General features: G+C 73.2%; 18 protein-coding genes and 1 pseudogene. 7 read left to right on the top strand and 12 right to left on the bottom strand.

All coding sequences use genetic code 11. The features are described 5' to 3' along the window. Positions 1-1537, bottom strand: a pseudogene (locus ACWD5O_RS06350) (hypothetical protein); the annotation flags it as partial. A 149-nt stretch (positions 1538-1686) separates the two neighbouring features. Here ACWD5O_RS06350 and ACWD5O_RS06345 point away from each other — a divergent pair. Both ACWD5O_RS06345 and ACWD5O_RS06340 read left to right on the top strand, forming a co-directional pair. After that, positions 1687-2325 (top strand): TetR/AcrR family transcriptional regulator, encoded by a 639-nt coding sequence (locus ACWD5O_RS06345; protein WP_354964845.1) that lies wholly within the window; start codon positions 1687-1689, stop codon positions 2323-2325. A 64-nt stretch (positions 2326-2389) separates the two neighbouring features. Then, complete coding sequence (locus ACWD5O_RS06340) at positions 2390-2617, top strand: DUF3107 domain-containing protein (protein WP_030329796.1); 228 nt, start codon at positions 2390-2392, stop codon at positions 2615-2617. 75 nt (positions 2618-2692) lie between these two features. Here the strand turns inward: ACWD5O_RS06340 and ACWD5O_RS06335 are convergent, their stop codons facing one another. Next, positions 2693-3343 carry a ferritin-like fold-containing protein gene (locus tag ACWD5O_RS06335; protein ID WP_450084739.1) on the bottom strand — a complete coding sequence of 217 codons (651 nt, stop codon included), beginning with the start codon at positions 3341-3343 and terminating at the stop codon, positions 2693-2695. Positions 3344-3659: 316 nt separating this feature from the next. Between ACWD5O_RS06335 and ACWD5O_RS06330 the strand changes: the two genes are divergently transcribed. Together ACWD5O_RS06330 and ACWD5O_RS06325 are read left to right on the top strand one after the other, a co-directional pair. Beyond that, entirely contained in the window at positions 3660-5348 is a 1689-nt protein-coding gene (locus tag ACWD5O_RS06330) for a DEAD/DEAH box helicase (protein ID WP_450084738.1), read from the top strand. Between the two features lie 82 nt (positions 5349-5430). Beyond that, positions 5431-6594 (top strand): class I SAM-dependent methyltransferase, encoded by a 1164-nt coding sequence (locus tag ACWD5O_RS06325; RefSeq protein ID WP_450084737.1) that lies wholly within the window; start codon positions 5431-5433, stop codon positions 6592-6594. A gap of 21 nt (positions 6595-6615) precedes the next feature. On the opposite strand, the gene ACWD5O_RS06320 is transcribed toward ACWD5O_RS06325, so the two are convergent. Continuing rightward, positions 6616-7062: a hypothetical protein gene (locus ACWD5O_RS06320; protein WP_450084736.1), complete on the bottom strand. Its 447-nt coding sequence runs from the start codon at positions 7060-7062 to the stop codon at positions 6616-6618. 250 nt (positions 7063-7312) lie between these two features. On the opposite strand from ACWD5O_RS06320, the gene ACWD5O_RS06315 reads away from it, so the two are divergent. Then, positions 7313-7729 (top strand): helix-turn-helix domain-containing protein, encoded by a 417-nt coding sequence (locus ACWD5O_RS06315; protein ID WP_450084735.1) that lies wholly within the window; start codon positions 7313-7315, stop codon positions 7727-7729. 22 nt (positions 7730-7751) lie between these two features. Here ACWD5O_RS06315 and ACWD5O_RS06310 read toward each other — a convergent pair whose 3' ends face one another. The 8 genes from ACWD5O_RS06310 to ACWD5O_RS06275 form a co-directional block, all read right to left on the bottom strand. Then, positions 7752-8681: a hypothetical protein gene (locus ACWD5O_RS06310; protein ID WP_450084734.1), complete on the bottom strand. Its 930-nt coding sequence runs from the start codon at positions 8679-8681 to the stop codon at positions 7752-7754. A 295-nt stretch (positions 8682-8976) separates the two neighbouring features. Next, positions 8977-11109 (bottom strand): DEAD/DEAH box helicase, encoded by a 2133-nt coding sequence (locus ACWD5O_RS06305; protein ID WP_450084733.1) that lies wholly within the window; start codon positions 11107-11109, stop codon positions 8977-8979. A 108-nt stretch (positions 11110-11217) separates the two neighbouring features. Beyond that, complete coding sequence (locus ACWD5O_RS06300; protein WP_450084732.1) at positions 11218-11964, bottom strand: SDR family NAD(P)-dependent oxidoreductase; 747 nt, start codon at positions 11962-11964, stop codon at positions 11218-11220. Positions 11965-12098: 134 nt separating this feature from the next. Next, positions 12099-13223 (bottom strand): branched-chain amino acid ABC transporter permease, encoded by a 1125-nt coding sequence (locus ACWD5O_RS06295; RefSeq protein WP_354964854.1) that lies wholly within the window; start codon positions 13221-13223, stop codon positions 12099-12101. After that, entirely contained in the window at positions 13220-14110 is an 891-nt protein-coding gene (locus ACWD5O_RS06290) for a branched-chain amino acid ABC transporter permease (protein ID WP_354964855.1), read from the bottom strand. Before ACWD5O_RS06290 ends, ACWD5O_RS06295 begins: the two co-directional genes overlap by 4 nt. Beyond that, a complete protein-coding gene (locus ACWD5O_RS06285; protein ID WP_354964856.1) occupies positions 14110-14880 on the bottom strand; it encodes an ABC transporter ATP-binding protein in 771 nt (256 codons plus the stop codon). Before ACWD5O_RS06285 ends, ACWD5O_RS06290 begins: the two co-directional genes overlap by 1 nt. Further along, the gene (locus tag ACWD5O_RS06280; RefSeq protein ID WP_354964857.1) at positions 14877-15620 is read right to left on the bottom strand and encodes an ABC transporter ATP-binding protein; all 744 of its coding nucleotides are present in this window, start codon (positions 15618-15620) and stop codon (positions 14877-14879) included. The genes ACWD5O_RS06285 and ACWD5O_RS06280 overlap by 4 nt, the downstream gene beginning before the upstream one ends. Positions 15621-15623: 3 nt before the next feature. Next, positions 15624-16829 carry a substrate-binding domain-containing protein gene (locus tag ACWD5O_RS06275; RefSeq protein WP_354964858.1) on the bottom strand — a complete coding sequence of 402 codons (1206 nt, stop codon included), beginning with the start codon at positions 16827-16829 and terminating at the stop codon, positions 15624-15626. Between the two features lie 480 nt (positions 16830-17309). Here ACWD5O_RS06275 and ACWD5O_RS06270 point away from each other — a divergent pair, with 480 nt between their 5' ends. Both ACWD5O_RS06270 and ACWD5O_RS06265 read left to right on the top strand, forming a co-directional pair. After that, entirely contained in the window at positions 17310-18644 is a 1335-nt protein-coding gene (locus tag ACWD5O_RS06270) for a TrkH family potassium uptake protein (RefSeq protein WP_354964859.1), read from the top strand. Between the two features lie 156 nt (positions 18645-18800). Beyond that, positions 18801-19469: a potassium channel family protein gene (locus ACWD5O_RS06265; protein WP_354964860.1), complete on the top strand. Its 669-nt coding sequence runs from the start codon at positions 18801-18803 to the stop codon at positions 19467-19469. A 47-nt stretch (positions 19470-19516) separates the two neighbouring features. Here the strand turns inward: ACWD5O_RS06265 and ACWD5O_RS06260 are convergent, their stop codons facing one another. After that, positions 19517-21154, bottom strand: coding sequence for a protein kinase domain-containing protein (locus tag ACWD5O_RS06260; protein WP_387324503.1), 1638 nt, complete (start codon positions 21152-21154; stop codon positions 19517-19519). Between the last annotated feature and the right edge of the window lie 15 nt (positions 21155-21169).

Here is a 21169-nt window from a genome sequence, read left to right as displayed (position 1 = left end):
GGACGGCGGGCGGAGCGCTGGTCGGGGCCGGACCGGCCCAGGACGGACGCGACGGCGGGCCGCTGGTGGGCGCCGGGTCCGATCCACCGGCCGGGGAGGGCCGGACGGCGGGCGGAGCGCTGGTCGGGGCCGGACCGGCCCAGGACGGACGCGACGGCGGGCCGCTGGTGGGCGCCGGGTCCGATCCACCGGCCGGGGAGGGCCGGACGGCCCGCGGGGCGCTGGTCGGCTCGACCCGGGGGGCACTTGTCGGCGCGGAACTGGCCCAGGAGGGCCGGTCGGCGGGTGGGCCGCTGGTCGGGGCGGGGCGACCGCCGGCCCAGGAGGGGCGATCCGCCGGCTCGGCCCGGGACGACTCCGGCGGTGTGCCGGTGGGGCTCAGCGCCGGTCGTCCACCGGCCCACGAGGGACCCTCGCCCGGCACAGCGGCACCAGCCGCCGCAGCCGGCTCGGCCGATGCCCCGGGCTCAGCTTCGTCGCGGGCGACGTCGTACCCGCGCGGCGGATCGGCGCGTACCGGGTCGTACGGGCGGGTGGGCTCGACGCGTGCCGGCTCGTACGGCACGTTCGGCTCGGCGACCCAACCCGGCGCGGGCTCGTCCGGGGTCGAGCGTGCGGCGGGCTCGCCATCCTGTCGGGACCAGGGCGGCGCCCAGCCGCTGCCCCAGCTCGGGCGATTCCAGCTCGGCCCGGACCAGTCCGGCTCGATCGCCGGCGACTCCCCTGCCCGGGGCGTGTCCCCGGGCCCGGGGCCTTCGGCGGCGCGGCCCGACTCGGAATCGTCGGCGTGCCCGGCGGCCCGGTCGGGGGTGCGCCTCGGCTCACTCGATGCCTGCGGCGCGAGCGGGTCGCGCCAGCCGCGCGGCGCGGCTGGCGGTTCGTCGGCGGACGGCCGCTCGGCGGTGGGTGCGTGGAAACCGGGCGGGACCTCGAAGCCCGAGGCGGCGGTGCCGACGGGTGGCACCTGGACGCCGGGCGGCGCCGAGGTGGGCATACCGGGGTCGGCCCAGCGGGCGCTCTGGCCGGCGGCAGGATCGACGGTGGAGTGTCGGGCCGGGCCGCTGTCAGGCTCGCCGGGCCCCTGTTCCTGCGGCGGTGCCGGGCGCTGGGCGGGCACCACCAGGCGGTCGCTGGCCTGGTCGCGCCGGTCCTCGGCGGTCGACCCGGGCGGCGCGCTCACCGGCGCCGGGCGGCCAGCCGGCGTTTCGGCACCGGGGTGGTGGACGCCGTTGGCTTCGGCACCCGCGTGGCGGACGCCGTTGGCGTGGTGGCCGTTGAGCCGGGCCGGCGGCTCGGTGGCACCGGGCAGGGGTGCTGGCAGGTCGCCGTGCCGGGTGGAGGACGTACGCCAACCGGACGCGGCGTCGGGCTGCCAGCGGGCCGCCTGTTCCCGGGCGTCCTCGCGCTCGGCGGCCCGGGACCACCCGCCCGCCGGGGGCGCCCACCCGCTGCCGGAACGGCCCGGGTCGTCGTGCTGACCCGCTCCGTCACCGTGCTCTCCCGGGGTGGCGGCTCCGGGTTGCCCTGTTTCACTCACCGCGCGCTCCTTGGTCGCCCTCGCTGAGGCTACCGTGTGGTGACAGTGGCGATAAGTTACAGCGGCGGGCCATTTCCACGACGGGGGTCACGGGCCACGCCCGGTCTGGGGGGAAAATGCCGGCTCGTACGGAGAACTCGGAGGATCCCATGACCGCTGTGGGGAACGGTGCACAGACCGCCGGCCGGCCCACCCGCCTGCCCCGTTCAGCGCGCCGTAAGCAGCTGCTCGCGGCGGCGCAGGAGGTGTTCGTCGCGCAGGGCTACCACGCCGCGGCGATGGACGACATCGCCGAGCGGGCGGGGGTCTCCAAGCCGGTGCTCTATCAGCACTTCCCGGGGAAGATGGAGCTCTACCTGGCCCTGCTGGACACGCACTGTGACGCCATCGTCGCAAAGGTGCACGACGCGATGCGCGGCACCAGCGACAACAAGGAGCGGGTCAGCGCGTCGGTGCGGGCATACTTCGACTTCGTCGACCACGAGAGCGAGGCGTTCCGCCTCGTCTTCGAGTCGGACCTGCGCAACGATCCGGCGGTGCGGCAGCGGGTCGAGCGGGTCGAGCAGGGCTGCATCGCGGCGATCACCGACACCATCATCTCGGACACCGGGGTGAGCCGGGCGCACGCCGAGCTGCTGGCCTCCGGGCTGGTCGGCGCGGCGGAGACGGCCGCGCAGTTCTGGCTGGCCGGCGGTCGACAGGTGCCGAAGGCCGAGGCCGAGGCGTTGGTGGCGGCGTTGTCCTGGCGGGGCATCGCGAGCTTCCCGTTGCAAGGTGAGTCAGCCTGACCACCGCCCCCGTGATCGGATAGCCTTCGCAGGGCGGTTCTTTCGCCCCAGTTGAGGAGGCACAGTGGAGGTCAAGATCGGCGTGCAGTACGCGCCGCGCGAGCTGGTTCTGGACAGCGCGCAGTCGCCGGCCGAGATCGAGCAGATCGTGACCGACGCCTTCGCCGGCAACGGCGGCACGCTCTCCCTGACCGACGAGAAGGGCCGGCGGGTCATCGTTCCGGTCGAGAAGGTCGCCTACGTCGAGATCGCCGAGGCGTCGCCCCGGGCGGTCGGTTTCACCGTCCGCTGACCGGTCCGGCCATCGCGGCAGGTCGGCGTTGGTCCACCTGCCGCGGGCCGGCACCGCACCCGGCGGCCCGGGTGATCAGTTGTTCAGCCCGACGGCGGCCATCCGCGCGGTGTGCGCTGCGGTGAGCTGCCGGAACAGCCCCGGCACGTCGACCCGGTCGTCCTGCGCGATCAGCGTGGTGAGCGCGGCCCGCTCGGCGGCCACGCGGCCGGCCTGGGAGAGCGCCTCGCCGACCAGCCGCCGCGCCCACATGGAGAGTCGGCCGGCCACCCGGGGGTCGGCGGCGACGGCCACCCGGATCTCCGCGGCGGCGAACTCCGCGTACCGGGAGTCGTGCAGCACGTCCAGCACCAGCGCCCGGTCGGGCTCGTCCAACGCGTCGGCGATCTCGCGGAGGAAGTCGTCGGTGATGGCGTCACCGACGTACGCCTTGGTCACCACCTCCGCCCAGTCCCGTGGCTCGGTCGAGTCGTGGTACGCCTGCAGGGCCGTCAGATAGGGCGCCATCGCGTCCGCCGGCGGCACGCCCAACGCGATGAGCCGGTCGGCGAGCCGGCGGTAGTTGGCGATCTCGGCGGCGGCCATCTCGCTCAGCGCGGCGCGGCGGTGCAGATCGGGCGCGAGCCGGGCGTCGCCGGCCATCCGCTCGAAGGCGAGCAGCTCACCGAAGGCGACCAGACCCAGCAGGTCGGCGACGGCGGGACCGGGGGTGGTCGGCGCGGACACGAGCGCAGGTTACCGTTCGTCGTCGGGGCGTGGGTGCCCCGCGCGTGGCACGACCCACACCCGAACACTGTGACCCGGATCACATTTGGTTGCCCCGGCTGGGCTCACCCCGGCCGGGAATCGGGACGGGGGTATGCCTGTTCAGGTAGCATAGAGCAGTTGCCGTGGGCGCCGATCTGATCGAAGCTCAGCCTGCGGCGCGCGTGCGGCCCGGTCCGGCTCGGCAGTCCGCCCCCGACCGTGTGGCCCGCGTCATACCGAACGCGCCCTGAGGACATGACGGGGCGCACCCACGAGAGGGCACCCCCACATCCACATGAGCGAATTGACTCAAGATCTGATGGACGGCCAGGAGTTGGCCCCCACCGCCCCGGTTCGACCGGAGGCCCCCACCTTCGCCGCACTCGGCGCTCGCGACGAGACCGTCGAGGCGCTGGCCGCGGCCGGCATCACCCGCGCGTTCGCGATCCAGGAGTACGCGATCCCGATCGCGCTGCGCGGCGTCGACCTGATCGGTCAGGCGCCCACCGGCACCGGCAAGACCCTCGGCTTCGGCGTACCGCTGCTGGAGCGGGTCTTCGCGCCGGGCGAGGGCAGCGACGGCGTCCCGCAGGCGCTGGTCGTCGTCCCCACCCGCGAGCTGGGCATCCAGGTCGCCAAGGACCTGGCCGCCGCCGGCCGTACGCGGGGCGTCCGGGTGCTGCCGATCTACGGCGGCGTGGCATACGAGCCGCAGATCGACGCGCTGCGCAAGGGCGTGGAGATCCTGGTCGGCACCCCCGGCCGGCTGATGGACCTGCAGAAGCAGAAGCACCTGCGTCTGGACCGGGTGCACGCACTCGTCCTCGACGAGGCCGACCGGATGCTCGACCTGGGCTTCCTCGACGACGTCGAGAAGATCCTGGCGATGCTGCCGGAAGACCGGCAGACGATGCTCTTCTCGGCCACCATGCCGGACCCGATCGTCACCCTGTCCCGGCGCTTCCTGCGTCAGCCGATGACGATCCACGCCGGGCACACCGCCGAGACCGGCCCGTCCCCGCAGACCCAGCAACTGGTCTACCGCACCCACTCGATGAACAAGGTCGAGGTGGTGGCGCGCATCCTCCAGGCGGAGGGGCGCGGGCTGACCATGATCTTCACCCGCACCAAGCGGGCCGCCGACCGGGTTGCCGAGGATCTCGACTTCCGCGGTTTCGCGGTCGCCGCGGTGCACGGTGACCTCGGCCAGGGTGCCCGCGAGCGGGCGCTGCGGGCGTTCCGGGCCGGCAAGATCGACATTCTGGTCGCCACCGACGTGGCGGCCCGCGGGCTCGACGTCACCGGCGTCACCCACGTCATCAACTACGACTGCCCGGAAGACCAGGACACCTACACCCACCGGATCGGCCGGACCGGCCGGGCCGGGGCGACCGGTGTCGCGGTGACCTTCGTCGACTGGGACGACATGCCCCGCTGGCGGATCATCGACAAGACCCTCGGTCTGGAGATGCCGGAGCCGCCGGAGACGTACCACACGTCCCCGCACCTCTACACCGACCTGCACATCTCCACCGAGATCACCGGCACGCTGCCCACCGCCGAGCGGACCCGGGCCGGGCTGTCCGCCGAGATCGAGGAAGACCTGGGCGGCACGCGCTCCCGGCGTGGCGACAGCGGCGGCCGGGGCTCCCGGCGTGGTGAGAGCCGTGGCGACGGCCGGGGCGAGCGCCGCGGTCGCGGCGACGGCCGTCGGGACCGCACCGACGCCGGCACGCCGGCCGCCGACGCACCCGCGGACAGCGCCGCCGTCGACGAAGAGGGCACCCGCACCCCCCGCCGCCGGCGTCGCCGCCGGGCCGGCGAGGCGGTCGTGGGCGAGCCGACCGCGGTGATCTCCGCCGACACGACCCCGGCCGAGCCGGTGGCCGCGACCGACGGTGAGCCGTCGAAGCCGCGTCGCCGTCGCCGTCGCCGTGGTGGCGGTTCCGGCGCGGGTACGCCGGCCGAGGCGACCGCGGACTGACGCACAGCCCCGACATCCCCCGCACCGCCCCGCGCGGTACGGGGGATGTTCCCTTCCCACCCCACCGTCAGAAGATGGAACGATGCCGGAACCACTGGACGCCGCCCTGTCCCAGGTCAGGGCACTGCTGCTCGATCCCGCGCTGACCCGGGCGGTCGCCGCCGGGCGCCGCCGTGGCCGCCGTCCGACGGTGGTCCGGGCCGAGCTGCGGCCGGTGACCCTCAAGGCCGGGCCGCGCCTCCAGATCGCCACCTCCGACGGTGCCCGCCCGTACACCCGCAACGTCACCCCCGGCCCGGAGACCGCCGCGGCGATCGACGAGCTGCTGGCGGAGCCGTTCGGCAACTGGCACGTGGAGACGACGGACGCGACGCTCCAGCTCCGGGTGACGAAGTCCGGCGAGGCGCAGGTGCACCGGGCCGCCGCGATGGCCCAGCCGGTCGCGCCACCCGCCGGGAACGACCGGGCCAAGGAGTACCTGTTGGACCCGGGCGATGAGATCTTCGCCGAGATCGGCGGCTCGGCGGCCAAGCGCCGCCAGGTGGACGCGTTCCTGCGGGCCCTGGCGGCGACCCTGCCGGACGAGCTGACCGGTCCGCTGCGGGTGGTCGACCTGGGCTGTGGCAACGCGTACCTGACCTTCGCCGCGTACCGCTACCTGTCCGGCCGGGGGCTCGACGTCGAGCTGATCGGCGTGGACGTCCGGGAGGACCAGCGGCGGCGCAACACCGAGCTGGCACAGCGACTGGGCTGGGCCGACCGGGTCAGCTTCGTGGCCGGCACGATCGCCGACGCTGTCGTCGACCCCGCCCCGGATCTGGTGCTGGCGCTGCACGCCTGCGACACCGCCACCGACGAGGCGCTGGCCCGCGCGGTGCGCTGGGAGGCCCGCTGGGTGCTCGCCGCGCCCTGCTGCCACCACGACCTGGCGAAACAGCTACGCGCCCAACCCACCCCGGCCCCGTACGAGCTGCTGACCCGACAGGGCATCCTGCGGGAGCGTTTCGCCGACGTGCTCACCGACGCGCTGCGGGCCGGGTTGTTGCGGGTGCACGGGTACCGGGCCGAGGTGGTCGAGTTCGTGGACTCGCAGCACACCCCGCGCAACCTGCTGATCCGGGCCCGCCGTACCGGTAGCGGGGCCACTGGTCCGCAGCGTGCGGAGTATCGCGAGCTGGTGGACCAGTGGCGGGTCACGCCCCGGCTGGAGACCCTGCTCGCCACCGACGAGCCGCCCGCCGCATAGCGACGGCGGGTCGCCCCTCGGCTAGCGACGGCGGTCGCCGTTGCTGCCGCGGCCCCGCCCGCCAGACCCACGGTCGAAGACCGACACCCGGTCGCTGCCCGCCCGCTGGGCTGCCCATTCGCTGTCGGCCGCGCCGGCTGGGAAGGGCACCACCTTGCCCACGCTCTCGGCGTTGCCGGCCGCGGCGAAGGCGTTCCAGGAGATGTCGACCAGCAGCTTCTTCATCTCCGCGTGCCGCACGGCGGCGTTGTGCTGCAACGCCATCCGAGCGCCCAGCACCACTGCCACCAGCGTGGTGGTGATCGCGCCGGTGGCGGCGAGCACGTGCGCGCCGGTCGCCGCGTCGGTGCGGAGCACCAGGACCAGCAACCAGATCCAGAACGCGGCGGCGAAGACGCCGCCCTTGGCGACGAAGAAGAGGCTCACCGCACCGGGCTGGTACGGCTGGGGGCGGCTCAAGTCGGCCATGGTGCTCCTCGACAGGTGGTCCGGTCGGACGCGGCAGGCGAGCACGCCATGCCGGGACGGGCACCGAGCCTAGTGGAAGAACGACGATGATCGCTGGGTACGCGTTCCGGCCTGGCCCATACTCCGGCTCAGAAAAAGTCCCATCCACGGGACAGTTTGTGCGGTCAGTCAATTGTTTCCACCCCTCGGCGTACTACCCTCGGAAAGCGCATGCCCCAGTGCTTCGGCCGGAAGGGGAAGACCCGCAGGGATGGGTTCCGCAGACGTTTCACCACAGATGGCCTTCGCCCGCTTCGTCCGGCGCGCCATCGACGACGCTCGCGACGAACGCGGGTGGACGATCACCGACCTTGCCTCGCACACGGGCGTGGGCCGTTCCACGGTGTTCCGTTGGCTGGCCGGTGACTGGCAGGACTACCCCGAACTGGCGAAGGTGCGCGGCTTCTGCTCCGCGCTGGATCTGCCGGTCGCGGCGGCGTTCCGGGCGCTCGGGCTGCCCGACGCCGGCCCGGCACCCCGCCGACCCAACGACGACGGCCCGGTCGAGGCGGACGTTCGCGCCATCCTGGACCGGCTGGCCGACCCCACCGTCCCCGCCGAGGAGAAGCACCACATCCGCGACCTGCTCCGCTACCTGGCCCGCCGCCCCATCCGCCGCGCCGGCTAACCCCGGGCCCCGCCCCGGGGGGTTAGGGCACTGTGAGGGTGAACTCTGCGGTGTGGACCTTGGTGGCTACCTGGAAGTCGAGGTAGAGGCGGTAGCGGCCGGGGCCGGGGGTGGTCAGCCAGAACTTGACCTGGCCGTCCACGAGTTCCGGTTCAGGGTGTACGTGCAGATAGGCCAGGTCGCCCTCGCGTAGCGCCACCAGGTGCCCGTACGCCCCGAGGTAGCGCTCCAGCGGGGCGGCGCCGCCAGCGGCGTCGATCCGGAACGTGAGCGGCACCGTCGCGGCGGCCTGCGGGCTGCCCTGGTAGCCCACGGTGAACCCGTCGACCGCCGTCGAGGTGGCCGGCGCCGGCAGCGAACGGGGCTGGTAGCCGCCGGGCGCGACCAGGTCCGTGCCGAGGGTCACCGCGGTCTGGCCGCCGTCGTCGGCGACCACGGTGAAGTCGGCGTACGCCCGCCAGACGCCGGGTTGCGCGAGGGTCAACGGCACCGACCAGGTGCCGTCCGGCGCCATGGTCGGGTGCAGGTGCTGGTAGCCGGTCAGGTCCCGGCGGACCACGATGAGGTGCATCGGCTTGTCGTGCACCACGGCGAAGCGGGTGACCGGCCGGCGCTGCGCGTCGCGTACCTGGAACCGGAGCTGCCCGGAACGGCCCGCCGGGAACTCGGTGGCCTCGGGGGCCAGGGTGTACCCGGCGGCGCTGACCGACAGGCCGCCCGGCTCCGCGCCCGCGCCCTGGTCCGCAACGGTGGCGCTGCCGTGGTCGTGCGGTTCCGTGCCCGGCGGGTGGGTGTGGTCGGCGGCCAGCGCCGTGCCGCCGGCGCTGGTGGCGCCGCCAGCGTTCATCCGACCCAGGCCGAAGCCGAGCAGCACCGCGAGTATCAGCCCGCCGACCACCAGCGCCAGCCGGAGTGTGCTCCGGTCCGGCGTGGTGGAGATCCGGTCAGGCACCGCCGGCGTCCAGCGCGTGGTCACCGTCGCCGACGGCCGCCCGCACGCGGTGCTCGCAGGTCATCCCGGGGATGGCGTACGCGGTGACGGACGGTTGATCGGTCATGCCGCCCACGGTACCGCCGCGGCGGGCCGGTCCCGGCCGACGCCGGGGCGGCGTGGCGACTGTCGCAATCCGCCCTGCCCGGGAACTTTTCCGCCACCACCAGGGCTGGCCGACCGGCCAGGGGCGGCGGACGCCGGAGGGGACCGCCCGTCCGGCTGCGGAACGGCCGGCGAGGGCGGCCCGGCGGGCTCAGCCGGCCACGGCGAGGGCGAGCGGAAGCACGTCCGGCGCACCAGCCTGGCGCAGCGCCCGGGTCACCATCGTCATCGTCCAGCCCGAGTCGACCAGGTCGTCGACGAGCAGCACCGGGCCGGCCAGCCCGGCCAGCGCGTCGGCCAGCTCGGCCGGCACGGTGAACGCGTCATGCAGCGCGCGGACCCGCTGGGCGCTGTTGCCGCGCGGCCCGCCGGCGCCACCCGGACTGGTCGGGGAAACCTCACCGAGCAGCGGCAGCCGACCCACGGCGGCGATCCGCTCGGCCAGCGAGCCGACCAGCCGGGGCCGCCGTCGGGAGCCGACCGCGACCACCGCCGCTGGGCGGCGGGGCCACGGGTCGTCGCCGTGCGCCCACGCCTTCAGCACCTCCACCACCGCGCCGGCCACATCGTCGGGCACCGGCGCGTCGGGAGCATCCGGGCCGACCAGGTCGCGCAGCCGACCACCCCAGCCCAGGTCGGAGAGACGCCCCACGGCACGCCCCGGCAGCGCCTGCTCCGCCGGGGGGATCCGGCCCTTCAGGGGTACGCCCACCGCGTCCAGCCCGGTCGGCCAGAGCTTCTTCGGGGCGATCTCCACGCCGGGCCGCCCCAGGAACGTCTGCGCGGCGGTGAGCGCGGCCGTCGACACGTCCGAGCCGAAGAGCGGGTCGGCGCACCGGTCGCACCGGCCGCAGTCGGCCGCCCCGGTGTCGTCGAGGCACTCACGTAGATACCGCATCCGGCAGCCGGACGTGGTTGCGTACTCCCGCATGGCCTGTTGCTCGACGGTGCGCGCCTCGGCGACGCGCCGCAACCGGGCCTCGTCGTAGACCCAGGGCTCGCCGGTGGCGAGCCAGCCACCGCGCACCCGGCGGACCGCGCCGTCCACGTCGAGCACCTTGAGCATCAGCTCCAACCGGGTCCGGCGCAGGTCGACCAGCGGCTCGAGTGCCTGGGTGGAGAGCGGGCGGTCGGTGTGCAGGGCGGCCAGCACGGCCCGCACCTGCTGCTCGGGAGGGAACGCGAGCGACGCGAAGTAGCGCCAGATGGCGGCGTCCTCGGCACCGGGCAGGAGCAGCACCTCGGCGTGTTCGACGGCGCGGCCGGCGCGGCCGACCTGCTGGTAGTAGGCGATCGGCGAGGGCGGCGCGCCGAGGTGGACGACGAAGCCCAGGTCGGGCTTGTCGAAGCCCATGCCGAGCGCGCTGGTGGCAACCAACGCCTTGATCTTGTTGTCCAGCAGGTCCTGCTCGGCGGCCCGCCGGTCGGCGTCGTCGGCCTGCCCGGTGTACGAGGCCACCGGGTAGCCCCGGGTGCGCAGGAACTCGGCGGTCTCCCCAGCCGCCGCGACGGTCAGCGTGTAGACGATGCCGGAGCCGGGCAGCTGGTCCAGGTGGTCCGCGAGCCAGGCCAGGCGGTGCGCCGGGCTGGGCAGGTCGAGCACGCCGAGGCGCAGCGACTCCCGGTCCAGCGTGCCGCGCAGCACCAGGGCGTCACCCAACTGCTCGGCCACGTCCTGGGTGACCCGGGTGTTGGCGGTGGCGGTGGTGGCCAGCACGGGGGTGCGCTCCGGCAGCTCGGCGAGGAAGGTGCGCAGCCGCCGGTAGTCCGGCCGGAAGTCGTGCCCCCAGTCGGAGACGCAGTGCGCCTCGTCGACGACCAGCAGCCCGGTGGTCGCGGCCAGCTTCGGCAGTACGCCGTCGCGGAAGTCCGGGTTGTTGAGCCGCTCCGGGCTGATCAGGAGCACGTCCACCGCGCCGGTCTGGATCTCGGCGGTGATCTCGTCCCACTCGTCGAGGTTCGCCGAGTTGATCGTGCGGGCCCGGATGCCGGCCCGAGCGGCCGCCTCGACCTGGTTACGCATCAGCGCCAACAGGGGCGAGACGATGACGGTCGGGCCGGCCTGGTCGGCCTGCTCGCTGTCTCGGAGCAGCGCGGTGGCCACGAAGTAGACCGCCGACTTGCCCCAACCGGTGCGCTGCACGCAGAGCACCCGCCGCCGGTCCACGACCAGCGCTTCGATCGCCCGCCACTGGTCCTCGCGCAGCCGGGCGTGCTCACCGGCCAGCCGGCGCAGCACCGCCTCGGCCCGCTCCCGTACCGCCGCCCGCTCTGCTGTCTCCACCCGGCATTTCTACCAGCGCCGTCCGTCATCCCCCTGTTGATCAAGAGGTTTGCGTCATCCTCCGGCCGAATCCTGACGCAAACCTCCTGATCAACAGGGCGCGGGTGCTCAGCGGCCGAGGACTGAGCCTCCGTTGACGCCCAGGACCTGGCCCGTCACGTAGCCGGCTGTTGGGCTGGCCAGATAGCGGACCGCCTCGGCGACGTCGTCCGGTAGCCCGGCCCGCCCGACCAGGGTCGCCGCGACCCGCGTCGCGTGGCCCTCCGGCGTCATCCGATCGCCGAAGAACTCGGTGTCGGCGACGTAGCCGGGGCTCACCACGTTGACCGTGATCTGTTCCGGGCCGAGCTCCGCTGCCAGGGCGTACGCCCAGCCGTGCAGCGCCGCCTTCGCCGCCGAGTACGGCCCGGCGCCCCCACGTTGCGCGGCGATCGAGCTGACCAGGATCATCCGCCCGCCCGGTCGACGCAGGGCCGGCCGCAGCGCCTCGGTCAGCAGCACGGCGGTGAGCACGTTGGCGTCCAGGTTGGCCCGCCAGTGTGCGGCGGTTCCGGCCAACGTGCCGGTGTCCCCGCCCAGGTAGCCGCCAGCGTTGTTGACCACCACGTCGACCGGTCGACCGCCGACCGCCGCCAGGACCCGGTCGAGCTGCTCTGGGTCGGTCAGGTCCGCGGTCACGGCGGTGACGGCGACCGGCCGCCCGCAGTCGGCGGCGATCTGCTCGGCGGTGGCCGTCAACACCTCCACCCGCCGCCCGACGATCAGTACGTCGTACCCGTCCCGGGCAAGAACCCTCGCGACGGCCGCCCCGATCCCGGTCCCGCCCCCACTGACAACCGCAACCCGCGAGTCCATCTCCCCGACCTCCCCTGGCGTAGAACCCCGTCGATCATGAAGTTATCGCCATCCGCCGCGGCTTGTCACGGCTATCACTTCATGATCGACGGGGTGAGACGCAGGGTGCGGCCGGGGCGGGGTGCGGGGGTGGGTCAGCGGCGGGAGGGTGGGAGTAGGGAGCGGCGGAGGAGGGTCAGGCGGGGACCGAGGCTGGCGAGGCCGCCGGGGAAGAAGTAGACGGCCAGGATGAAGAGGGTGCCGAGCACGAAGAGGGGCTGGGAGAGCGGCCGGCTGAGCACGGCGGGCAGGCTCTCCACCGCGTCGGAGCTGCCGAACGCGGTGAGCCGGTGGTCCAGGTACATGTAGAGGACGCCGCCGAGCACCGGCCCCCACCGCGTGCCCGGCCCACCGAGCACCACCATGACCAGCAGCGACAGGGTCAGCTCGGACGAGGTGATGTGCGGCGAGGCGCCGCCGACGATCAGGCAGTAGACCGCTCCCCCGGCCGCCGCCAGCCCGCCGGCCAGGGTGAACGCCACCAGCTTGTAGCGGTACGGGTCGAGCCCGAGCACGCCGATCCGGCGCTCGTCGTCGCGCAACCCAGCCAGCACCCGCCCGGTCGGCGAGCCGGAGACCCGGTGCACCACGAAGACCACCAGGGTCAGGTACGCCAGCGCCAACCAGTAGAGGTTGACGGTGTTGGTCACCCCGACCAGCCCGGCGGGCAGCCCGGAGACGTCCAGCGGCAGGCCCTCCTCGCCGCCGGTGAAGCCACCGAAGTCACGGGCCACCAGGATCGCCCCGACCTGGGCGAAGGCCAGCGTCACCATGGCGAACGCGATGCCGACCGTACGCAGCGCCACCGCGCCGAGCAGCGCAGCCAGGATCGTCCCGCCGGTGACGGTCAGCAGCGCCGCCTGCCAGAGCGGCAACCCGGCCTTGGTGACCAGGATGTCGGTGCCGTACACCCCGGCGGCGAAGTAGAGCGCGTGCCCGAAGGAGAGCATCCCGGTTCGGCCGAAGAGCAGGTCGTAACCGGCGGCGAGGCCACCGAAGACCAGGCAGACGGCGAGCACCTGCAGGGTGCCGGGCGAGTTCAGCGGTCCCTCGAAGATCCCCGGCAGGGGCAGCGTCGAGTACGGCACGATCAGCGCGACCACCAGCGCGACCAGTGGCAGGAACGGTCGTACCCGGTGCCACCGCCCGCGACCGGGGGTCAGCTCGGCGGGTACCGCCGCCGGCGGGGCGGGTACCTCGGGGCTCTTGACCTCGGTCATGCCGTTGCCACCTTTCCGGCGATGCCCTGGGGGCGCAGCAGCAGCACCACGGCCAGCAGCCCGACCACGCAGACGTCGCCGAGACCGGAGGGGCCGTAGTAGTTGACGAACTGTTGCAGCAGCCCGACGGCGACCGCCGCGTACGCGGAGCCGACCACCGAGCCCATCCCGCCGATCACCACCACGATGAACGCGAAGATCAGCAGCGAGCTGCCCTGCCCGGGCGAGACGGTGCCGAAGTAGACCCCGCCGAGCGCCCCGGCCAGCGCCGCGGCGGCCCCACCGATCGCGAAGACCAGGGTGAACGCCTTGCGCACGTCGATGCCGAGCGCGGTGACCATCTCCCGGTTCTCCACCCCGGCCCGGATCACCAGGCCGTAGCGGGTCCAGCGGAGGAAGGCGAGCAGCGCGCCCAGCACCAGCACCGCCGCGATGATCAGCAGCAGCCCGCCGTTGGGCACCTGCGCGCCGAGGATCCCGGTGACCTCCCGGGTCCAGTCCGGCCGCGGGAACGGCCGGGCGTCGGCGCCCCAGGTGGCCTGGAGCAGCGCCACCCCGGCCAGCGAGAGGCCGACGGTGACCAGCACCTGCTCGATGGTGCGCGAGTAGAGCGGCCGGATCAGCACCAGCTCGACCAGCACCGCCACCAGCGTGCCGGCGGCCACCCCGAAGACGACCGCGAGCACGAAGCCGAACCCGTCCGACCCGGCGCCCGGCAGGTTGCCCGCCGCCCACCACGTCGCGTACGCGCCGACGCCGAGGAACAGCCCGTGCGCGAAGTTGAGCACGTCGGCCAGGCCGAAGACCAGCGACAACCCGGAGGCGACCAGGAAGTACAGCGCCGCCAGGCCGAGCCCGGTCAGCGTCAACAGGATCACGGTCCCCATCAGTGGCCGTCCTTCCCCGCCGCGGCGCGGCCCGGCTCTGCCGGGTGGTGCGATTCGCCGCTGCCCACGCCCAGCAGGGACCTGGTCAGCGCCGTCTCCAGCAGCAGTTCCTGCGCGTCACCGGTCCAGGCGACCTTGCCGGCGGCGAGCACCACCGCGTCCCTGGCGAGCCGCCGGACCACCGCCAGGTTCTGCTCGACGAGCAGCACCGGCACGGACTCCGCGACCCGTTCCAGCACCTCGGCCACCTCGGTCACCACTTTCGGCGCCAACCCCTTGGTCGGCTCGTCGACCAGCAGCAGCCGGTTGTCGTTGAGCAGCACCCGGCCGATCGCGAGCATCTGCTGCTGCCCGCCGGAGAGCGAGCCGGCCCGTTGCCGTCCGCGCCGGTCCAGCTCCGGAAAGAGCGCGAAGACCTTGTCGTACGCCGGGCTGACGCCGCGCCGCTCGGCCAGCCGCAGGTTCTCCGCGACAGTGAGGCCGGCGAACACGCAGCGGTCCTCCGGCACGTAGCCGAGCCCGCCGCGGACCAGCCGGTGGGTGGGGCGGGCCAGCAGGCTCTGCGCGCCCATCCGGATGGTGCCGCGGACCTCCCCGGCGGGCGGGGTGAGGCCGACGATCGCGCGCAGCGTGGTGGTCTTGCCGACACCGTTGCGACCGAGCAGAACGGTGACGCCGGTGGGTGCGACCGTGAAGGACACGCCCTGGAGGATGTGCAGCCCGGAGATCCGGACCGACAGATCCTCCACGTTCAGGATCGGCTCGGTCATAGCGCCTCTCCGAGATAGGCCTCTTGCACCGTGGGGTTGGCCATCACCGTCTCCGGGGTGTCGCAGGCCAGCAGTGCGCCGTGGTGCATGACGGCGATCCGGTCGGCCAGCTCCAGGATGACGTCCATGTGGTGCTCGACCATCAACACCGCCCGGCCGCTGTCCCCGGTCAACGACTTGATCACCGAGACCAGCTCGGGCACGTCCTCGGCGCTGACCCCGGCCATCGGTTCGTCCAGGAGCATCACCCGCGGTTCACCGGCGAGCAGCAGGGCGATCTCCAGCTTGCGCTTCTCGCCGTGCGCGAGGGTGCCGGCCAGCGCCGTACCCCGGTGGGCGAGGCCGACCCGGTCGAGCGCCGCGTCGGCGGCGGCGGCCACCTCCCGGTCGGCCGCCGCCCGCCGCCACAGTTTCATCGAGCCCCCGCGGTGCGCCTGCACGGCGAGCCGGACGTTCTCCCGCACGCTGAGCGAGCCGAAGACCGACGACGCCTGGAAGGTACGGCCCAACCCGAGGCGGGCCCGCCGGTGCGGCGGGAGCGCCTCGATGTCCTGCCCGTCCAGGGTGATCCGGCCCTCCGTGGCCCGGCGCAGGCCGGTGATCAGGTTGAACAGTGAGGTCTTGCCGGCGCCGTTCGGCCCGATCACGCCCAGGAACTCCCCGGGCGCCAGGTCGAGGTAGACGCTGTCGACGATGGCGACCTCACCGATCCGCCAGGTCAGACCGCGGGTGGCGAGCATGGGTCAGCCCTTCATGGCCACGGCCGGCGGCGCGGACTCGTCACCGGTGAGGCTCTTCTGCGCGGTCGCCGTGAAGGCGGTGCCGCTGCCGGTCAGCTTGGCCTGGAACATCGGCTGGAGCAGCGCGTGGTCCGCGGCCCGGATGGTCATCTTGCCCTTGACCCCGTCGAAGCTCCAGCCCTCCAGGGCGGTGACCATCTTGTCGACGTCGTCCCCACCCTCCTGCACCGCGCGGACCACCATCTGGGCGGCGGCGAAGCCGTCCGGGTGGAACAGGTCGAGCGTGCCGCCGGGGATCTTCGCCTTGGCGGCCTTGGACGCCTCGGTGTCGCTCGCCCCGTCGAAGTAGTGCGACAGGAAGGAGATCTTCGTGCCGGCGGCGCCGAACGTCGGCCAGGAGGCCCGGATGTCCAGGCCGGTGACGACCGTGGTGGAGGAGAGCACGCCCTGCTGGTCGAGGCTCTGCCACATGGCCGGGGCGGTGGCGCCGGCCCAGGCGACGAAGAGCAGATCCGGCTTGGCCGTCTTGATCTGGCTGGCGAACGGGGTGAACTCGGTGGCGCTGGCCGGGGCCCGGACGCTGCTCACGGTCGCGCCCGCGCCGCCGATGACCGCCTTGACCGCCGCCTCGTTGGCGTCGCCGAACGCGCCGTCCTGGGCGAAGACCACGACCTTCCTGCCGGCCGGGTCGCCGATGAACGACTTCGCGGTCACCACGTCCTGGTACGACTGGCGACCAGAGCGGAAGGTGTACTTGTTCGCCCCGGTAACCGCGTCGGTGGCGGCCGGCCCGGAGATGAACAGGACCTTGTTCTGCGCCGCGATCGGCGCGACCTGGAGCGCCACGCCGGAGGCGGTGGAGCCGGCAATGATCTTCGTGCCCTTGCCGATCAGGTTCTTGGCCGCGGAGACCGCCTTGGCCGGGTCGCCCGCGTCGTCGACCTCGGTCAGCTCGATCTTGCGGTCACCGACCTTGCCGGTGCCCTTGGTGGCGAAGTCGAGCCCCGCCTTGAACCCCTCGATGTACTGCTTTCCGTAACTGGCCAGGGCACCCGACTGGGAGTACACCAGGCCGACCTTGACCGGCGCGGCACTGTCGCCGCCGCCGGTGGCGGTGTCCTGCGGGCTGCCACAGGCCGTGGCGGCCAACGCCGCGGCCATCATCGTGGCGGCGGAGAGGAACACCCGCCGCGTCGTCCGGACCGTCATTGCGACTCCACATGAGGACTCGGAGGGAGAGAACTTCTTCGTGACGGCCCACGCTAGAAGTGACGTCACCCACGAGCTATGTGGTGGAAACACACAAGTAACAGGAGAGGGGTAGCCGGACGTTACAACTGGCCGCACTACCACCCGAGGGCCCGGCCTCCCGATGGCCCGAACCCCCACGGACCGCCCGGCCGCTGTGTCGCACTCATCCACCCGAACGACCGCAGGGCCCCTCGTGCGCCGCCGGGCGCGGGCACCGCCGGCGACCGTCGAGCAGGTTGTCGCAGCAGCGGCTCCAAAGCCGCTCCCGCTCAAGGTCGTGCTGGATCGTGGATGTAGTGGTGTCAGACGTTTCGGGAGACCACTACATCCAGGATCAAGCGCGATCTTGGACGGGCGTGCGCCGCCGAGCGGCGGCAGGGGACCCTCCGGAATGGGCGTTCCCGCTCACACCCCGGCGCGAAAACGGAAGATTGTCTGGTGCGCCAGTTTTTCCGCAACCCGGTGCGGCTGGTGCCGTTCGGGTTTCTGGTGCCGATCCTGCTCGGCACCGGGCTGCTGATGGCGCGTTGGGCGACCGTCGAACACCAGCGCCCGCCGCTGGTCACCGCGCTCTTCACCGCCACCTCGGCCGTGTCGGTCACCGGCATGGCGGTCACCGACACCCCCAACTACTGGTCCGGCGGAGGACTGGTGGTGATAACCCTGCTCACCCAGCTCGGCGGCCTCGGCATCCTCACCGGCGCGGCACTGGTCATCCTGGTGGTCGCCCGCCAGCTCGGGCTGCGCAACCGGCTTCTGGTGCAGGCCGAGACGGCGGAGTTCGGCATCGGTGACGTCGCCCGGCTGCTGCGCCGGATCGCGGTCACCGTCTTCGCCTGCGAGGCGGTGATGACCGCGCTGGTCGCCGGCCGGCTCTGGCTGGCCTACGAGTATCCACCCGGGCGAGCCCTCTGGTCGGGCCTCTTCCACGCCATCCAGGCGTTCAACAACGGTGGCTTCGCGCTCTACTCCGAAGGCCTGCTGGCGTTCGACCGCGACCCGTGGGTGTCGCTGCCGCTGGCGTTCGGCGCGATCGTCGGTGGGCTCGGGTTTCCCGCCCTGTTCGAGGCGGCGCGCGAGTGGCGCCGACCGAGGCGCTGGGCGGTGGCCACCAAGCTGACCATCTGGGGCAGTGTCGCGCTGCTCCTGCTCGGCTTCGCCGGTCTGCTCGCCGCCGAGTGGACCAATGTCGGCACCATCGGCACGTACGACGTCCGGGGCAAGGTGCTCGCGTCGTTCACCCAGATCGCGTTGAGCCGCACCGGGGGTTTCAGCGTCCTGGACATCACCGCCCTGCAGGAGGAGAGCTACCCGCTGCTGATCGTGCTCATGTTCATCGGCGGCGGCAGCGCCAGCACGGCCGGCGGGATCAAGGTCTCCACGTTCTTCCTGCTGGCGTTCACCATCTGGGCGGAGCTGCGGGGCGAGCCGGACGTGACGGTCGGGCGCCGCCGGGTGGCCAACGCCAGCCAGCGGCAGGCCGTCACGGTGTCGTTGCTCAGCGTCGCGCTGGTCACGGCCGGCACGATGATCCTGCTGCTGATCACCGAGGGCGTCCGCTTCGTCGGGGCCCTGTTCGAGGTCACCTCCGCGTTCAGCACCACCGGGCTGACCGTCGGGCTGGCCGGCGAGCTGCCGGCCAGCGGCCAACTGACCCTGACCGTCCTGATGTTCATCGGCCGGGTCGGGCCGCTCACCCTCGGGTCGGCGATCGCACTGAACACCCGACGCCGGCTCTACCGCTATCCGCAGGAACAACCCATTGTCGGCTAGGACCGGTGTCAGAGTCGCCGGTCGAGCGGAGGCGGAGATTCTTCCGGATACCGGTGTTTCATCCGGAAGAATCTCCAACGCGGTTGGTTGTCATCTGGGCCTGCCGCAGGCCGGCCAGGGGCTCTACCGCGGGCCCTGGCAGCGAGGAGGGTCGAGGTGTCGGCTAGGCGAGCGGACGGCAGCGGCGTCGTGGTGATCGGGCTGGGTCGGTTCGGCAGCCACCTGGCCGGCTCGCTGACCCAGATGGACCACGAGGTGCTGGCCATCGACCGCAACCCGGACCGGGTACAGCGCTGGTCGGCCCAGCTGGACCGGGTCGTCCAGGCCGACTCGACCGAGGACGGGGCGCTGCGGCAGGTCGGCGTCGCCAGCTTCGGGCGGGCGGTGGTGGCCATCGGCGCCTCGGTGGAGGCGAGCGTGCTCACCGTACTGGCGCTGACCGAGCTGGGCCTGCCGCAGATCTGGGCCCGGGCGACCTCGCAGAAGCACGCCAAGATTCTCTCGTCGGTGGGCGCGCACCACGTGATCTTTCCGGAGGCGGAGACGGGCGACCGGGTGGCACACCTGATCGTCAGCCGGCTGCTCGACTTCATCGAGTTCGACGACGACTTCGCGATCGCCACCGTTCGCGTGCCGGAGTCCCTGGTCGGGCGCACCGTGCTCGACCTGCGCCCGGACGATCGCTACGGGGTCCGGGTCATCGGCGCCAAGCTGCCCGGCGAGCGCTTCAAGTACGCGTCGGACAGCACGGAACTTCCCCAGGGCGGGCTGCTCGTGGTGGAGGGTGGGATCGACCAGGTGCAACGGTTCGCGGGGCTCCGCTGAACCGCCTCACTTCTTCCCGCCGCCGTGCCCCCTCCCCTCACCCTTGGTCACTTTCCCCCTTTTCCCGAACCACCACCCGGCCCCTTGCCCTTGCCGGGCTTCTCCGGCTTCGCCTTCGTCGGGGCACCGCCCGGCCCACCCGAGCCGGAGCCGCCGCGGACCGTCGCCGCCTTGGGCGGGGCCTTCGTCGTGGCGGCGTTGCTCGGCATGGCGGCGGACGGTGTGCTGCCGGCCACCCCGGAGACCCGTACCCCGCAGGTCGCGTCGCCGAGCCGGAACTCCACCGGCAGCGGGTTCGCCCCGCTGTACTTCCCCGCCAGGGTGAGTTTCTCGGCCGCGCCGGGCGCGAGCGTGCCGCGCTGGGCCGCCGGCCGGATCAGCACCGTGCGGCCCTGCTGGCGCACCGGGGCCGGCTGCGCCTTCGTCACCGTCTGCTGACCGGGAAAGGTGAAGCTCAGCGTCCAGTCGCGCAGCGCGCTGCCCCCGGTGTTGGTCAGGGTCAGCTCGGCGGCGAAGTCCTTGCCGGAGTCTGCGCGCAGCGCGTACGCCACCTCGCAGGGCGCCGCCGGCGGCAGACCCATCCGGGCCTCGGTCGGCGGCTGGTCCCCGCCGTTGGCCGGGCTGCGCGAGGTGAGCCCCCACAGGGCCCCGGTGACCGCGAGCAGGCTGGCGGCGGCCACCCCGGCCTCAACCCGCCGACGCCTGGTCGCCCGCCTGCTTCGGTTGCGGGTGCGCGACAGCGGCAACGCGTCGGTCTCCGCCGACCAGGGCAGGATCGTGGTGCCGGCGCTGGCCAGCGCGGCCGGGTCCACTGGCCAGGCGGCCGGCGAGACCGGCACCGCCGCCAGCATTCCGGCCGCGTCGGCGAGGGTCCGGGCCAGTTCGGCGGTGGCGGGTCGTTCCCCGGGCTGCTTGGCCAGACAGCGCCGCACCAGGTCGGTCACCTCGTCGGGCAGCTCCGACACCTGCGGCATCGGGTCGGGGTCGTTGTACATGTGCGCGCGCAGCATCTGCGTGGTCGTGCTGGCCTGCCAGGGCAGCCGGCCGGTGAGCATCCGGTAGAGCAGCAGCCCGACGGCGTAGACGTCGGTGGCCGGGGAGACCTGACCGTTGTCCAGTCGCTCGGGGGCGAGGTACGCGGGCGTGCCGAGCAGCGTCCCGTCCGGCCCCTTCTCGCTCTCCCCCACCAGCGCGGAGATACCGAAGTCGACCACCTTGACCCCGGTCGACGTGAGCATCACGTTGCCCGGCGTGACGTCCCGGTGTACCACACCCCGGGCGTGCGCGGTGGCCAGCGCCGAGCTGACCTCCGCGCCGATGGTCACCGCCTCCCGCCACGGCAGCCGCCCCTCCCGGCCCAGCCTGCCGGCCAGCGAACCGCCGTCGACCAGCTCCATCACCACGTACGGCACGGTCAGGCCGGCCTGCTCGGACTCGCCGTAGTCGTACACGTTGGTGATGTTCGGGTGGCAGAGCCGCGCGGCGGCCTGCGCCTCGATGCGGATGCGGTGCCGGAAGGCCCGGTCGGTGGCCAGCCGGGAGGCGAGCACCTTCACCGCGACCTGCCGGCCGAGCACCTCGTCGTAGCCCCGCCAGACCACCGACATGCCGCCCGCGCCGAGCTGCTCGATCAGCCGGTACCGCTCATCGAGGAGTTGCGCACTGTTCCGGTCCCCACCGCCCATGGTGGCCGTTGTTGC

The organism is Micromonospora sp. NPDC005161 (assembly GCF_053599855.1).
This window is presented reverse-complemented; position numbering and strand designations above follow the sequence as displayed.

Bases quoted from the DNA above. Each gene is read 5' to 3' on its own strand.
- ACWD5O_RS06345 (WP_354964845.1), top strand. From the start codon at position 1,687: ATGACCGCTGTGGGGAACGGTGCACAGACCGCCGGCCGGCCCACCCGC.
- ACWD5O_RS06330 (WP_450084738.1), top strand. From the start codon at position 3,660: ATGAGCGAATTGACTCAAGATCTGATGGACGGCCAGGAGTTGGCCCCC.
- ACWD5O_RS06325 (WP_450084737.1), top strand. From the start codon at position 5,431: ATGCCGGAACCACTGGACGCCGCCCTGTCCCAGGTCAGGGCACTGCTG.
- ACWD5O_RS06320 (WP_450084736.1), bottom strand. From the start codon at position 7,062: ATGGCCGACTTGAGCCGCCCCCAGCCGTACCAGCCCGGTGCGGTGAGC.
- ACWD5O_RS06315 (WP_450084735.1), top strand. From the start codon at position 7,313: ATGGGTTCCGCAGACGTTTCACCACAGATGGCCTTCGCCCGCTTCGTC.
- ACWD5O_RS06300 (WP_450084732.1), bottom strand. From the start codon at position 11,964: ATGGACTCGCGGGTTGCGGTTGTCAGTGGGGGCGGGACCGGGATCGGG.
- ACWD5O_RS06295 (WP_354964854.1), bottom strand. From the start codon at position 13,223: ATGACCGAGGTCAAGAGCCCCGAGGTACCCGCCCCGCCGGCGGCGGTA.
- ACWD5O_RS06290 (WP_354964855.1), bottom strand. From the start codon at position 14,110: ATGGGGACCGTGATCCTGTTGACGCTGACCGGGCTCGGCCTGGCGGCG.
- ACWD5O_RS06285 (WP_354964856.1), bottom strand. From the start codon at position 14,880: ATGACCGAGCCGATCCTGAACGTGGAGGATCTGTCGGTCCGGATCTCC.
- ACWD5O_RS06280 (WP_354964857.1), bottom strand. From the start codon at position 15,620: ATGCTCGCCACCCGCGGTCTGACCTGGCGGATCGGTGAGGTCGCCATC.
- ACWD5O_RS06275 (WP_354964858.1), bottom strand. From the start codon at position 16,829: ATGACGGTCCGGACGACGCGGCGGGTGTTCCTCTCCGCCGCCACGATG.
- ACWD5O_RS06260 (WP_387324503.1), bottom strand. From the start codon at position 21,154: ATGGGCGGTGGGGACCGGAACAGTGCGCAACTCCTCGATGAGCGGTAC.